Annotated in this window: 14 protein-coding genes; 4 read left to right on the top strand and 10 right to left on the bottom strand. The window is 69.0% G+C overall.

Annotation, left to right across the window (positions count from 1 at the left end; genetic code table 11):
• Positions 1 to 42: 42 nt before the first annotated feature.
• The 3 genes from ACH107_RS14085 to ACH107_RS14075 are packed head-to-tail and all read left to right on the top strand — an operon-like array spanning position 43 to position 1,756.
• Positions 43 to 570: an SH3 domain-containing protein gene (locus ACH107_RS14085; RefSeq protein ID WP_412506366.1), complete on the top strand. Its 528-nt coding sequence runs from the start codon at positions 43 to 45 to the stop codon at positions 568 to 570.
• Between the two features lie 11 nt (positions 571 to 581).
• On the top strand, positions 582 to 1,514 hold the full coding sequence (locus ACH107_RS14080) for a cation diffusion facilitator family transporter (RefSeq protein WP_412506365.1): 933 nt from the start codon (positions 582 to 584) through the stop codon (positions 1,512 to 1,514).
• The gene (locus tag ACH107_RS14075) at positions 1,511 to 1,756 is read left to right on the top strand and encodes a hypothetical protein (RefSeq protein WP_310690707.1); all 246 of its coding nucleotides are present in this window, start codon (positions 1,511 to 1,513) and stop codon (positions 1,754 to 1,756) included. The genes ACH107_RS14080 and ACH107_RS14075 overlap by 4 nt, the downstream gene beginning before the upstream one ends.
• On the opposite strand, the gene ACH107_RS14070 is transcribed toward ACH107_RS14075, so the two are convergent.
• The 6 genes from ACH107_RS14070 to ACH107_RS14045 form a co-directional block, all read right to left on the bottom strand.
• Positions 1,730 to 3,748 carry a M3 family metallopeptidase gene (locus ACH107_RS14070; RefSeq protein ID WP_412506364.1) on the bottom strand — a complete coding sequence of 673 codons (2,019 nt, stop codon included), beginning with the start codon at positions 3,746 to 3,748 and terminating at the stop codon, positions 1,730 to 1,732. The two genes, ACH107_RS14075 and ACH107_RS14070, sit on opposite strands and share 27 nt — an antisense overlap.
• Complete coding sequence (locus tag ACH107_RS14065; protein ID WP_412506363.1) at positions 3,745 to 4,803, bottom strand: HesA/MoeB/ThiF family protein; 1,059 nt, start codon at positions 4,801 to 4,803, stop codon at positions 3,745 to 3,747. Before ACH107_RS14065 ends, ACH107_RS14070 begins: the two co-directional genes overlap by 4 nt.
• Positions 4,800 to 5,252 (bottom strand): dUTP diphosphatase, encoded by a 453-nt coding sequence (dut, locus tag ACH107_RS14060; RefSeq protein WP_310690710.1) that lies wholly within the window; start codon positions 5,250 to 5,252, stop codon positions 4,800 to 4,802. The genes ACH107_RS14065 and dut overlap by 4 nt, the downstream gene beginning before the upstream one ends.
• A 52-nt stretch (positions 5,253 to 5,304) precedes the next feature.
• Positions 5,305 to 6,498 carry a bifunctional phosphopantothenoylcysteine decarboxylase/phosphopantothenate--cysteine ligase CoaBC gene (gene coaBC / locus ACH107_RS14055; RefSeq protein ID WP_412506376.1) on the bottom strand — a complete coding sequence of 398 codons (1,194 nt, stop codon included), beginning with the start codon at positions 6,496 to 6,498 and terminating at the stop codon, positions 5,305 to 5,307.
• Positions 6,499 to 6,568: 70 nt separating this feature from the next.
• On the bottom strand, positions 6,569 to 7,357 hold the full coding sequence (locus ACH107_RS14050; protein ID WP_412506362.1) for a ChaN family lipoprotein: 789 nt from the start codon (positions 7,355 to 7,357) through the stop codon (positions 6,569 to 6,571).
• Positions 7,354 to 8,232 carry an RNA polymerase factor sigma-32 gene (locus ACH107_RS14045; protein ID WP_412506361.1) on the bottom strand — a complete coding sequence of 293 codons (879 nt, stop codon included), beginning with the start codon at positions 8,230 to 8,232 and terminating at the stop codon, positions 7,354 to 7,356. The genes ACH107_RS14050 and ACH107_RS14045 overlap by 4 nt, the downstream gene beginning before the upstream one ends.
• Before the next feature lie 284 nt (positions 8,233 to 8,516).
• On the opposite strand from ACH107_RS14045, the gene ACH107_RS14040 reads away from it, so the two are divergent.
• Positions 8,517 to 10,028 carry a YifB family Mg chelatase-like AAA ATPase gene (locus ACH107_RS14040; protein WP_412506360.1) on the top strand — a complete coding sequence of 504 codons (1,512 nt, stop codon included), beginning with the start codon at positions 8,517 to 8,519 and terminating at the stop codon, positions 10,026 to 10,028.
• Here the strand turns inward: ACH107_RS14040 and ACH107_RS14035 are convergent.
• The 4 genes from ACH107_RS14035 to rsmI all read right to left on the bottom strand — a co-directional run.
• Entirely contained in the window at positions 9,998 to 10,897 is a 900-nt protein-coding gene (locus ACH107_RS14035) for an alpha/beta hydrolase (protein ID WP_412506359.1), read from the bottom strand. The genes ACH107_RS14040 and ACH107_RS14035 overlap by 31 nt on opposite strands.
• Positions 10,894 to 11,832, bottom strand: a complete 939-nt coding sequence (gene gshB / locus ACH107_RS14030) for a glutathione synthase (RefSeq protein WP_412506358.1) — start codon at positions 11,830 to 11,832, stop codon at positions 10,894 to 10,896. The genes ACH107_RS14035 and gshB overlap by 4 nt, the downstream gene beginning before the upstream one ends.
• Positions 11,833 to 11,910: 78 nt before the next feature.
• Complete coding sequence (locus tag ACH107_RS14025) at positions 11,911 to 12,279, bottom strand: YraN family protein (RefSeq protein WP_412506357.1); 369 nt, start codon at positions 12,277 to 12,279, stop codon at positions 11,911 to 11,913.
• A partial coding sequence (gene rsmI, locus ACH107_RS14020) for a 16S rRNA (cytidine(1402)-2'-O)-methyltransferase (protein ID WP_412506356.1) occupies positions 12,276 to 12,762 on the bottom strand: 487 nt, incomplete at its 5' end. The genes rsmI and ACH107_RS14025, both read right to left, overlap by 4 nt.

The raw sequence follows: 12,762 nt of genomic DNA, 5'->3' as shown, positions 1-12,762 counted from the left end.
CAAGAACCCGCGCGCAAGAGGCGCAGTTTGACAGGTGACTTCATGACAATCTGGCGGCAGGTGCTGGCCTGTGTCTTCGTGCTCTGTGCCGGGATGGCCCCGGCGCAGGACAGCGCGGTGCCTGATACCACGGTTCCCGAAGCGCGCGGGCCTGTCACCAACCTGCCCCTGCCGCGCTTTGTCTCGCTCAAGGTGAACGAGGCCAACGTGCGCCGGGGCCCCAGCCTGTCGCACCGGATCGACTGGGTCTTCACGCGCCGCGACATGCCGCTGCGCGTCACCGCCGAATACGGCCACTGGCGCCGCGTGGGCGACCACGAGGGCATGGGCGGCTGGGTGCATTACGCGCTGCTGTCGGGCAACCGCACTGTGATCGTGACGCGCGACATGCTGTCGCTTCGGGCCCGGCCCAAGGAGACGGCCCAGCAGACCGCCATTGTCGAGATAGGCGTGATCGCCGAACTGGATGAATGCCGCCGCGACTGGTGCCGTCTGGTCGCGGGGGGGCATCGCGGCTGGGCGCCCAAGCCGGTGCTCTGGGGTGTGTTTCCCGACGAGATTCGCGACTAGACTGCCCGGCAATGGCAGGATCGCATCACAGACTGAACCTTTCGGCCGGTCTTGCTTCGGTCACCGTGGCGCTGGTGCTCGTGGTGGCCAAGCTCTGGGCCTTCGGGCAGACCGGATCGCTGGCCGTGGCCGCGGCGCTGGCCGACAGCGCGCTGGACCTCATGGTCTCGCTGGGCGGGCTGGCGGCCATCGCCTATGCCGCCAAACCCGCCGATGCCGACCACGCCTTCGGCCATACCGCGATCGAGGACCTCGCGGCGCTGGCGCAATCGCTTTTCATCATCGTCTCGGCGGGGGCCATCGGCGGGGCGGCGGTCCTGCGCCTGGTGGCGGGCGACAGCCCCCTGCCCGCGCAGGAAACCCGCGGCATGGCCGTCATGGTCTTTTCCATCGTGCTGACCGCGGCGCTTGTCTGGTGGCAACGGCGCGTGGCGCGGCGGACCGGCAACAGGGTCGTGGCCGCCGACAGCCTGCACTACGTCGGCGACCTGGTGCCGAACCTGGGCGCGCTGGTCGCCCTGTTCGCCTCGGCCCGCTTCGGGCTGGGCCAGGTGGACAGCATCGTCGCCCTGGGCGCGGCGGTGATGCTGATCGTCAGCGCCCTGCGCATCGCCCGGGGCGCCTGGAACGCCCTGATGGACCGGCAAGCCGATCCCGCGACCCTGGCCCGGATCGAGCGGACCGTCGCGGATTTCCCCGGCGTTCTGGGCCATCACGACCTCAAGACCCGGCAATCGGGCAGCCGCCTGTTCGTGAACCTGCATATCGAGCTGGACGGCAGCCAGACCCTCGAAGAGGCCCATGCCATAGGCGCCGCACTGCGCCGGGCCATCCTGGCCGACCATCCGCAGGCCGACGTGCTGATCCACAAGGACCCGCATGGCGTGACCCCGCACCCCGAAGACCCCCAGAAGCCCGAAGACCGACAAGAGGAGACGCCGTGACCCCCGAGATACTCGAAGCCCGCCTCATCGCCCAGCGCAAGTTGCTCGCCCGGATCGTTGCCGCACTGGGGGACCGGGGCGTCGACAGCTACCTGGCCGACCGCAATCACCTGGAACTGGGCGCGGAAGACCCCGGCGCGGTGCCCGATGCCGGATTGGCCTTCGCAGGCGCCGTGGCCGAGGAGCTGCGCGAAATCGAGAAACTGGCCGAGGCCCTACGCGGCCAGCCCCCGGCCCCGTAGCAGCGCCGCCGCATCGGGCAGCCCGCCGCGAAACCGGGTATAGAGCGTGGCCGCGTCCTCGGACCCGCCTTGCGACAGGACATGCGCCTCCAGCGCCCTGGCCATCGCCGGGTCAAAGGGGCCGCCGGCCTGCTGGAAGGCCTCGAAGGCATCGGCGTCCATGACCTCAGACCACATGTAGCTGTAGTAGCCGCTGGAATAACCGTCGCCGGCAAAGACATGGGCGAAATGCGGCGTGGCGTGGCGCATCCGGATCGCGGGCGGCATGCCGATCTGTTCCAGCACCTCGGCCTGTTTCTGCATCGGGTTCGCCGGCGCCGGGCCATCGTGAAAGGCCAGGTCAACAAGGGCCGAGGCGAGGTATTCGACCGTCTGGAACCCGGCATCATGGGTGGTGGCCGCCAGCAGCCGGTCCCGCAGATCGCGCGGCATCGGATCGCCCGTCTCGGCATGGCTGGCAAAGGTTTCCAGCACCTCGGGCACCTCCAGCCAGTGTTCGTAAAGCTGGCTGGGAAGCTCCACGAAGTCGCGCGCCACCGAGGTGCCGCTGATCGAGGCATGGGTCACGTCCGACAGGATCTGGTGCAGGGCATGACCGAATTCATGAAACAGGGTGCGCGCGTCGTCGTAGGACAGCACGGCGGGCTGACCCTCGGACGGTTTGGCGAAATTGCACACGTTGACGACATGGGGGCAAATCTCACCGGCCAGCTTCTGCTGGCTCCGGATCGCGCTGCACCAGGCGCCCGAGCGTTTTGACCCGCGCGCGAAATAGTCGCCGATGAAAACGGCCATATGCCGCCCGTCGCGCGTGACCTCCCAGGCGCGGGCGTCGGGGTGATAGAGCGGCGCGTCGATTTCCCTGAAGTCCAGCCCGAACAGGCGGTTCGCGCAATCAAACGCCGCCGCGATCATCCGGTCAAGCTGCAGGTAAGGCTTGATCTCTTCCTCGTTAAGGTCGTGCTCGGCGGCGCGGCGGCGTTCGCTGTAATAGTGCCAGTCCCAGGGCTGCAGCGGCCCCGCGATCCCGTCGGCCTGCAGCATCTCCGTCAGAACCTGAGCGTCCGCTTCGGCTGCGCGCCTGGCCGGGGTCCAGACCTGCATCAGCAGGTCGCGCACCGCGCCGGGCGTGCCCGCCATCTCGGTTTCCAGCTTGTAGGCGGCAAAGGTGTCATACCCCAGCAGGGCGGCGCGGTCTTCGCGCAATTTCAGCACCTCGGCGGCGATGGCGCGGTTGTCCGTCTCGCCGCCCATGGCCCCACGCGATGTCCATGCCTCGTAGGCCCGCTGCCGCAGGGCCCGGTCGGGGCAGAATTGCAGAAAGGGTACGATCAGCGAGCGCGACGTGGTCACCACCGGCCCGCGGTCGCGTTCGGCCCCCGCCGCGCGGGCGGCGTCCTGCACGAAGCCGGGCAGGGCCTGCAGGTCCGTCTCTGACAGGTCCATGCACCAGTCCCGCTCATCGGCCAGCAGGTTCTGCGTGAAGCGCGTGCCCAGCTCGGCCAGCCGCTGCTTGATGTCCTTGAGCCGGTCCGCCTCGGCGCCCCGCAACTGCGCCCCGGCCCGCAGGAACCCGCGCCGGGTCAGCATCAGCACGCGGGCCTGTTCCCCGGTCAGCTCCAGCGCATCGCGGTCCTGCCAAAGTGCCTCGATCCGGGCGAAGAGCGCCGCATTCGACGTGATCTCGGAGCCATAAGCCGCCAGTTTCGGGGAAAAGTCGCGCATCAGCGCCTGGCGCGCGTCATTACTGTCGGCCCCGGCCTGCGCGTAAAAGGCGCCCAGGACGCGGGCCAGGCCCTCGTCGGCCAGTTCCAGCGCCTGGATCGTGTTGGCAAAGGTCGGCGGGTCGGGGGTCTCCGCGATCTCGGCAATATTGGCGCGCGCGGCGTCCAGCGCCGCCTCGACTGCCGGGGCATAATCGGTATCGGTGATCCGATCGTAGGGCGGCAGGCCGAAGGGCGTGTCCCAGTCGGCAAGCAGGGGGTTGGTCATGTCGTCTCTCCTTCGCCGGGTGCGCCGCATACGGGGCATTCAGCACGCGGTTTCGTCGCCATCACGCGGGTCTCGGCATAGAGCGCATCATGAATCATCAGCCGCCCGCGCAGCCCCTCTCCGGAATCCGTGATCGCCTTGATCGCCTCCACCGCCATCATCACGCCGATGACCCCTGGCAGCGGCCCCAGCACCCCGGCCTCGGCGCAACTGGGCACGAGGCCGGGCGCCGGACGCTGGGGGAAGATGCATTCATAGCAGGGCGCGCCATTTGCCGGGTCGTAAAGGCTGATCTGCCCCTCCCATTGGGTCAGGGCGCCGGCGATCAGCGGGATACCCTTCTGTGCGCAGATGCGGTTGACCAGATAGCGCGTGTCGAAATTGTCCGACCCGTCGAGCACAAGGTCATAATCGTCGAAAAGCCCGTCCGCGATCTGTGCCGTCAGGCGGCGCTGGTAGGGGCGCACCGTCACGAAGGGATTGAGCGCCGCCATGGCCTCGGCCGCCGAATGCACCTTGGGCATGCCGATGCGGGCGTCGGTGTGGATCACCTGCCGCTGCAGGTTGGAGTTGTCGACCAGATCGTCATCGATCACGCCGATGGTGCCCACCCCGGCCGCGGCCAGGTATTGCAGGACGGGCGCCCCGAGGCCCCCGGCCCCGATCACCAGAACGCGCGCCTCGTTCAGGGCCTTCTGCCCCGGGCCGCCGATCTCTCGCAGCACGATATGGCGGGCATAGCGGTCCAGCTCGGTCTCGTTGAAACCACCCGACTTGGGCGCCGCCTCGGCCTGGCTGCGCCGCGCCCGGGCCTTTACCCGGCCAAAGACCAGTGTATAGGCCCAGACAACGATTCCCAGCCCGATCAGCAGCCCCCAGAGCCGCGGATCGCTGCCTGTGGCCTCGCGCAGGGGGTGGCCGTCCGGCAGGATCAGCTGCACCAGAAGGACCGCAGCGATCAGCACGCCGATCATGGTGAACCGCGCCGAATAGGGCGCCTTCATCACGATGCCGATCCCCCAGAGCGCTGCCACCATGGCCAGAACAACCGTCATGTCGCCCCCGTCGATCCAAAGCCGCCGGCGCCCCGGTCGGTGTCATCCAGCGCAGCGACCTCAAAGGCGGCCTGCGCCACCGGGGCAACGACCATCTGCGCGATGCGGCTCCCATGGGTGACGGTGAAATCCGCGTCCCCGGTATTTTGCAGGATCACGCCCAGCGGTCCGCGGTAGTCGCTGTCGATGGTGCCGGGGCTGTTGGGCAGGGTGATCCCGTGCTTGAGCGCCAGCCCCGACCGCGGCCGGATCTGAACCTCGTGGCCTTCAGGGATCGCCAGCCGCAGGCCCGTGGGGATCAGCGCACGCGCGCCGGGGGCCAGCACGACCTGCCCGCGATCCTCGAAATTCGCGCGCAGGTCGGCCCCCGCCGCCCCGGCGCTTGCATAGCTCGGCAGGCCCAGCGCCCGATCCGCGCCCGCGTCCCATTCGACCCGGATCATCACCATGCCCGCCCTCGCTTTATCTTCATCTTGGCAAGTAAACTCAAATCCGCCGGTCTCAACCCAGCGCCTCGGCGATCCGCCGGGCCAGCCGGTCGGCAACCGCATGTTTGCTCATGCGCGGCCAGTCCTCGGCCCCCGCCTCGGTGATCAGGACCACGCGGTTTTCCGTGCCGCCCATGATGCCGGTCTCCGGGCTCACATCATTGGCCAGCAGCCAGTCGCAGCCTTTTCGGGCACGCTTGGCCTCGGCGTTCTCGACGACGTGCTCTGTTTCGGCGGCGAAGCCCACGACAAGGCCCGGTCGCCCCGCTGCGCGCTGGCTGACTGTGGCAAGGATGTCGGGGTTTTCGGCGAAGGCCAGCGCGGGCTGCCCGCCGGCATCCTTCTTGATCTTCCGGTCGTTTTCACTGGTCACGCGCCAATCGGCCACGGCGGCGGCAAAGACGGCCGCATCGGCCACGGGCGCGGCCTCGACCGCCGCCAGCATCTGCCGGGCGGTTTCCACCGGCACGACCTCGACACCGGCCGGCGCGGGCACCGTGGCCGGGCCGGTGATGAAGGTCACCCGCGCCCCGAGATCCCGCAGTGCGGCGGCGATGGCCGCGCCCTGCGCGCCAGAGGATCGGTTGGCGATATAGCGCACCGGGTCAATGGGTTCATGCGTCGGCCCCGAGGTGACCAGCACATGCCGCCCTCTCAGCGGCCCCGCGCCCAGCGCCATCTCGATCGCCGCGACGATCTCCAGCGGCTCGGCCATGCGTCCCGACCCGAATTCGCCGCAGGCCATGTCGCCCTCGGTCGGGCCGACGAACAGGATACCGTCGTCACGCAGGGTCTGGGCATTGCGCCGGGTCGCGGGATGGTCCCACATGCGGACATTCATGGCCGGGGCGATCAGCACCCGCTTGTCCGTCGCCAGCAGCAGGGTCGAGGCCAGGTCATCGGCCAGCCCGGCGGCCATCTTTCCCATGAGGTCGGCCGTGGCCGGGACCACCACCACCAGGTCGGCGGCGCGGCTCAGTTCGATATGGCCCATCTCGGCCTCGGCCGTCAGATCGAAGAGGTCGCGATAAACCTTTTCGCCCGCCAGCGCCGACAGACTGAGCGGCGTGACGAATTCCGCCCCCGCGCCCGTCAGGACGGGGGTGACACGGGCCCCGTGCTCGCGCAGGCGGCGCACAAGCTCCAGCGCCTTGAAGGCGGCGATCCCGCCACCGACGATCAGCAGGATGGATTTGCCAGTCAGCATGGCGCGGCCTTTCATGAACTCCGCCAAAGCGTAGCCCGCAAGCGCGGGCGGGGCAATGCGGCCCGCGCCCCTATCGGAAGGCGGCGCAGGGGTCCTCGCGGTCGACGGGCGGCGAGGAAACCACCAGGTCAAAGTCCCCCGACAGGGCACCCTCGCCTTCCGCCTGGCCCAGGGCGAAGACTTCCAGCCCGGGCCGGGCCTGCCCCAGCAGAGCCGGCAGGCCCCAGTCCTTGCGGGCATGGCCATTGCCGGTGATGACCACCACGGGCGGTCCCGCCGCCTCCAGCGCCGCCAGCGTGGCGCGGGCCAGCTCAGCGTCGCGCAGCCGCTGCACCTCGACCATGAGCGGCAGCATCTCTTCGGGCAGGGCATCGCAATGGGCCTCGGCCTGAAGCGCGAGCCGCTGCGCCATTTCGTCCTCCGGAAGCGGCTCGTCGAGGCCGAACAGGGGCGCGCTGCCGCTGAACACCTCGATCACGCCCCGCTGCATCGCCTCGCGCGCCTCGGGCCGTGGTACCCGCGCGCCCAGAACCTCGGCCTCGGGCGCGGCGGCGAATATCGGATAATACATCGAGAAGTCCGGCAGCCCGGTGGAGGCATCCCAGCCCAGCGCCGCCTCCAGATCAGCCTCGGCGGCACCCGGGACATGCCCCTCGGCCTGCCCCGGCGTCAGGAATTCGAAGACCAGTGCGGCCGGGTCGAGTGCGGCGACGATCTCGGCCTGGCGGGCATGGTGGTGCGGGTTGTCGTGGGTCTCTCCCAGAATCACAACGGCCGCGGACGGCACGATGGCATCACGCGCAGGCTCGGCCGCCACGGGCGTGGCCGCGGCGGCCAGGGCGCAAAACAATCCCCTCATGCGAGCAGGTTGAGCACCTCCCGCGACCGCCCTTCGAGCGTTTTGCGCATCTTGCCGAAGGCCGCCGACTCGAGCTGGCGGATACGCTCCTTGGAGAGGCCCAATTCGTCACCAAGACTTTCCAGCGTGCGCGGATCGTCGCGCAGCTTGCGCTCGCGCACGATGAACTGTTCGCGGTCGTTGAGCGCCGTCAGCGCGGTCAGCAGCCACTGGCGCAGGGTGTCGTTGTCGTGATCAGCCTCGACGGTCTGGGCGGCCTGGTCGCTTTCGTCTTCCAGTGCCTCGATCCACTCGCGACCCTCGTCCTCGGTCGACTGGGTCGCGTTAAGCGAGAAATCCGAGCCGGACAGCCGCCCCTCCATCATCTCGACATCGTGAACGGGCACGCCGAGCTCCTTGGCAACCGCATTACGCAGGTCGTGCGGGTTAAGCGTTTCGCCACGCGCGCTCGCCTCACGCTCCAACCGGGCCTGGATGCGGCGCATGTTGAAGAACAGCGATTTCTGGCTGCTGGTTGAGCCTGTGCGCACCATGGACCAGTTGCGCATCACGGAGTCCTGGATGCTGGCCTTGATCCACCAAACCGCGTAGGTCGAAAAACGCACGCCGCGGTCCGGATCGAACTTGTCGGCGGCCTTCATCAGCCCCAGCGAGGCCTCCTGGATCAGGTCGTTCATCGGCGCGCCGTAGCGGCGGAACTTGGACGCCATGGAAATGGCGAGGCGCATGTAGGCGGTGATGAGGCGGTGCAGGGCCTCTTCGTCGCGCTCATCGCGCCAAGCATAGGCCAGTTTCAGCTCGGTCTCTGCGTCCAGCAACTCGGCCTTCATGGCCGAGCGCGTCATGCTCTGATCGTCGGCAGTGTCGAGTGCCATGGGAACCCCCTGTCTGTGTGCCATCCTGTGCAGACTTGAAACTTGTACGCAAAGGCTGCGCGGACGGATCACCTGTTGAGCGAGATTCCGCGGGTGGGGGCGACGAAACCCGCGACACCCCCTGACCGCAGGCCGGCCGCGGCCCCGATCCGCCGCATTTCCGGCCGTCACGCAGGGTTGGCAAGGGCCGGCCCCCGGGCGGGCCCGCGATTCGGTCGGCCATTCACCCTACGTTAACCACGGGGGTGATTAACGTTAACCGGTCTTAACACCGGGGTCGCTCCATGGTTTCTGTCGCATACACGGTCGCCTTCGAGGGGGTCGAGGCCCGCATGGTCGAGGTGCAATGCGCCGTCTCGCCCGGTCTACCGGCCTTTTCCATTGTCGGCCTGCCCGACAAGGCCGTCTCCGAGGCCCGCGACCGGGTGCGCTCGGCGCTGTCGTCGATGTCCATCGCGCTGCCGTCCAAGCGCATCACCGTGAACCTCTCGCCCGCCGACCTGCCCAAGGAGGGCAGCCATTTCGACCTGGCCATCGCGCTGGCCCTGCTGGCGGCGCTGGACGTGCTGCCCGACGACAAGGTGGCCGAGACGGTGGCCCTGGGCGAATTGTCACTGGATGGCGGGCTGGTCCCGGTGATCGGCGCGCTGCCGGCGGCCATGGCGGCCGCCGAGGAAAGCCGCAGCCTGCTCTGCCCCGCCACCTGCGGGGCAGAGGCCGCCTGGGTCTACGCCGCGACGGTGATCGGGGCCACATCGCTGGGCGAGGCGGCGCGACACTACACCGGCCAGACGCCTCTGGCACCGGCCGCACCGGGCGAGGTCACGAGCGCACCGACCGGGCGCGACCTTTCGGACGTGAAGGGACAGGAACGGGCCAAACGGGCATTGGAGATCGCCGCCGCCGGGCGCCACCATATGCTGATGATCGGCGCGCCGGGGTCGGGCAAATCCATGCTGGCCGCGCGCCTGCCGGGCATTCTGCCGCCCCTGAGCGCCGCCGAGGCGCTGGAGACTTCGATGATCCATTCATTGGCCGGGCTGCTGGACGACGGCGGGATTTCACGCCAGCGCCCCTTCCGCGAGCCCCACCACACGGCCTCGATGGCGGCCATCGTGGGCGGCGGGCGCGGGGCGAAACCGGGCGAGATCAGCCTGGCGCACAATGGCGTTCTTTTCATGGACGAGTTTCCCGAGTTCCCGCGCACAGTGCTGGAAACCCTGCGACAGCCCATCGAAACGGGCGAAGTCATGGTGGCCCGGGCCAATGCCCATATCAAGTATCCCTGCCGCTTCATGCTGGTCGCCGCCGCAAACCCCTGCAAGTGCGGCTACCTGAGCGACCCGTCCCGCGCCTGCGCCCGTGTCCCGCAATGCGGCGAGGACTACCTGGGCCGGATCAGCGGGCCGCTGATGGACCGCTTCGATCTGCGGGTCGAGGTGCCGCCGGTGGCCTTCGCCGATCTCGACCTGCCCGCCGGTTCGGAAACCTCGGCCCATGTGGCCGGGCGGGTCATGGCGGCGCGCGACATCCAGACCGGGCGCTTCGCGCGCACGCAGGCGCGTGTGAACGCCGATCTCGAGGGCAGTGCGCTTGAAGAGGTGGCCGCGCCGGATGCCGAGGGAAAGGCGCTTTTGCTGAAGATCGCCGAACGCTTCGGCCTCTCGGCGCGGGGCTATCACCGGGTGCTGCGGGTGGCGCGCACCATCGCGGACCTCGACGGGGCCGAGGACCTGCGCCGCGCGCATGTGGCCGAGGCTGTGGGCTATCGACTGGCCCTGTCCAGCGAGGTCTGAACGGCCTGCGCGACCTGGTCCAGCGTGGTCGCGGATTCGGGCAGTTGCCAGGCCGGGAAGATGGGCCAGACATGGGGCAGGTCCTGTTCACGGGTCAGCGTCACCGCGACCCCCTGCCCGCGCAGGCGCTCGGCCATGCGCCGGGCGTCGTCGCGCAGGATCTCGGTCTCACCCGCCCAGATGTGTACCGGCGTGGCCCCCTTGAAATCGGCGAAAAGCGGCGAGGCGCGGGGGTCGGTGGGATCGGCCCCGTTCAGGTAGATATCGCGCGCCTCGGCGATGCGCCGAGGCGGTAGCAGGACGTCCGTGTCGGCATTAGCCGTCATGCTGTCGCCCGACAGGGTCAGGTCGGTCCAGGGCGACAGGGCGAAGGTCATCAGCGGCTGCGGCAGCCCCTCGCGGCAGATCAGCGCCAGCAGGGCCAACGCAAGACCGCCGCCAGCGCTGTCGCCGCTCAGGATCACCGGGCCCTGCGCCGCAAGGTCGCGATAGGCGGCCAGCACCGCCTCGGGCGCGGCGGGAAAGGGGTGTTCCGGGGCAAGCGGGTAATCCGGCAACACCGCGCGGGCATCGCAACGCGCCACGAGCCGCCCCAGCAGCCCCGCGTGGGTCCGCGGGCTGCCGAAGACATAGGCCCCGCCGTGCAGGTAGAGGATCGGGGGCGCGCCCTCGGGGCCGATATCGAGCGCGGGTAGGCCCGCAACTGTTGTCAGCATGACGCGGGTGCCGCGCGGCGGCGCAAAGAACATCCGGGCCTGCGTTTCGAAACGTGCGCGCATTTTCGAGGCCGGTTGCGCGGGCATCCGCGCCAGCATGGGCCGCTCAAACCGCCGCAGCCAGGTGTTGAGCATCCGCGCCCGCAGGCTCACCGTTTGGCCTCGATCGCGTCCCAGATCAGCCCGGCCACGTTGGTGCCGTCAAAACGCTCGAGTTCCTGGATGCCGGTGGGCGAGGTCACGTTGATCTCGGTCAGCCAGTCACCGATCACGTCGATGCCCACGAAAATCTGGCCCCTTTCGCGCAAAAGCGGGCCGATGCGGGCGCAGATCTCGTGATCCCGCTCGGTCATCGCCACTTTCTCGGGGCGGCCGCCGACATGCATGTTCGACCGGGTCTCGCCCGCGGCCGGAACGCGGTTGATCGCGCCCACGGGTTCACCGTCGACCAGGATCACCCGCTTGTCGCCCTTGGCGACGGCGGGCAGGAATTTCTGCACGATCAGCGGCTCGCGGTTGATGCCGGAAAACAGCTCGTGCAGCGAAACGAGGTTGCGGTCGCCTTCGGGCAGGCGGAACACCCCGGCCCCGCCGTTGCCGTAGAGCGGCTTGAGGATGATGTCGCCGTGGCGCGCGCGGAACGCCTTGAGCGTCTCCAGATCGCGCGCGATGGCCGTGGGCGGCGTCAGGTCCGGGAAATCCAGCACCAGCAGCTTTTCAGGGTAGTTGCGCACCCAGAAGGGATCGTTGACCACCAATGTCTCGGGGTGGATGCGCTCCAACAGGTGGGTGTTGGTGATATAGCTCATGTCGAAGGGCGGGTCCTGGCGCAGCCAGACCACGTCCATTTCGGACAGGTCGACCTCGCGTTCCGGGCCGAGGCTGAAATGGTTGCCCTCGAGCGCGCGCAGTTCCAGATCCCAGCCGCGGGCCATGATCCGGCCCTCCTGGTAGGACAGCCGGTCGGGCGTGTAGAAGAACAGGCTGTGACCCCGCGCCAGGGCTTCGAGCCCGATGCGGAAGGTGCTGTCTGCCTTGATGTCGATGGCGCCAATCGGGTCCATCTGGAGGGCGACGGAAAGGGGCATTGGGGGGGTCCGGGTCAGTTGATGTCGCCCCCTACATGGCCCATCGGCCGGGCTTGGGCAACGGCAAGACCGGGGCGGTCAGACGAGGAAGGCGTTTTCCACCACCCGGACCCGGCCCGTTCCGTCCACCAGCGCCACGTCGAAGCGCATGTCCGAATCGGCCCCCGCCCCGGCCTGATCGAGGTATTCGAGTGCGGCGTCCATGATCCGCCGGGCCTGCGCCGGGGCGATCCGCGCCGCGGCCTGCGCATGGGCGCGCGCCTTCTTGACCTCGATGAAGACAGTCTGCGGCCCCGACCGCGCGATCAGGTCGACCTGGCCCGATGCAGAACGCCAGCGGCGGGCCAGCACCTCGCAGCCCCGCCGTTCATAGTGGCGCTCGACGCAATGCTCCGCGGCGATGCCTGAATGAAAGGCGGTCAGCCCGCGCATCCTGTCCTGCGTCATGTCTTGTCCTTCAGGGCCAATGCGATCTGGTAGACCTCGCGCCGGGGGCGGCCCATGGCCCCGGCCACGGCATTGGCTGCATCCTTGACCCGCATGGTTTCCATCGCGTTAACAAGCGCGGCCCGCACGGCCTCGTCGCCCACCGCCTCCTCGGTGCCCGGGGCGATCAGCACGACGCATTCGCCCTTGACCGGGTGGTCGCCAAGGCGGCGGGCCAGCTCTTCGGCCGGGCCGGCAAGACGCTCTTCGAAGCGCTTGGTCAGCTCGCGACAGACGACGACCTCGCGCGCCGCGCCGAGGGTCTCGGCAATGTCCGAGACCAGCGCCGCAAGCCGCCGCGGCGATTCGTAGAGCACCACCGTTCCGCGCTGATCGCGCAGGTCGGACAGGGCCGCGCGCCGCGCCGCCTGCGCATTGGGCAGGAACCCGGCGAAATGGAACCGGTCCGTGGGCAGGCCCGCCACCGCCACCGCGGCCAGCAGC

The sequence above is a fragment of the Roseovarius halophilus (ex Wu et al. 2025) genome (genome assembly GCF_047086965.1).
This window is presented reverse-complemented; position numbering and strand designations above follow the sequence as displayed.

Excerpts from the sequence above, each read along its gene's own strand:
- dut (WP_310690710.1), bottom strand. The coding sequence starts at position 5,252 with ATGGTGATGATCCGGGTCGAATGGGACGCGGGCGCGGATCGGGCGCTG.
- ACH107_RS14045 (WP_412506361.1), bottom strand. The coding sequence starts at position 8,232 with ATGGCACTCGACACTGCCGACGATCAGAGCATGACGCGCTCGGCCATG.
- gshB (WP_412506358.1), bottom strand. The coding sequence starts at position 11,832 with ATGCCCCTTTCCGTCGCCCTCCAGATGGACCCGATTGGCGCCATCGAC.
- ACH107_RS14050 (WP_412506362.1), bottom strand. The coding sequence starts at position 7,357 with ATGAGGGGATTGTTTTGCGCCCTGGCCGCCGCGGCCACGCCCGTGGCG.
- ACH107_RS14065 (WP_412506363.1), bottom strand. The coding sequence starts at position 4,803 with ATGACGGTTGTTCTGGCCATGGTGGCAGCGCTCTGGGGGATCGGCATC.
- ACH107_RS14070 (WP_412506364.1), bottom strand. The coding sequence starts at position 3,748 with ATGACCAACCCCCTGCTTGCCGACTGGGACACGCCCTTCGGCCTGCCG.
- ACH107_RS14040 (WP_412506360.1), top strand. The coding sequence starts at position 8,517 with ATGGTTTCTGTCGCATACACGGTCGCCTTCGAGGGGGTCGAGGCCCGC.
- ACH107_RS14085 (WP_412506366.1), top strand. The coding sequence starts at position 43 with ATGACAATCTGGCGGCAGGTGCTGGCCTGTGTCTTCGTGCTCTGTGCC.
- ACH107_RS14025 (WP_412506357.1), bottom strand. The coding sequence starts at position 12,279 with ATGACGCAGGACAGGATGCGCGGGCTGACCGCCTTTCATTCAGGCATC.
- ACH107_RS14080 (WP_412506365.1), top strand. The coding sequence starts at position 582 with ATGGCAGGATCGCATCACAGACTGAACCTTTCGGCCGGTCTTGCTTCG.
- coaBC (WP_412506376.1), bottom strand. The coding sequence starts at position 6,498 with ATGCTGACTGGCAAATCCATCCTGCTGATCGTCGGTGGCGGGATCGCC.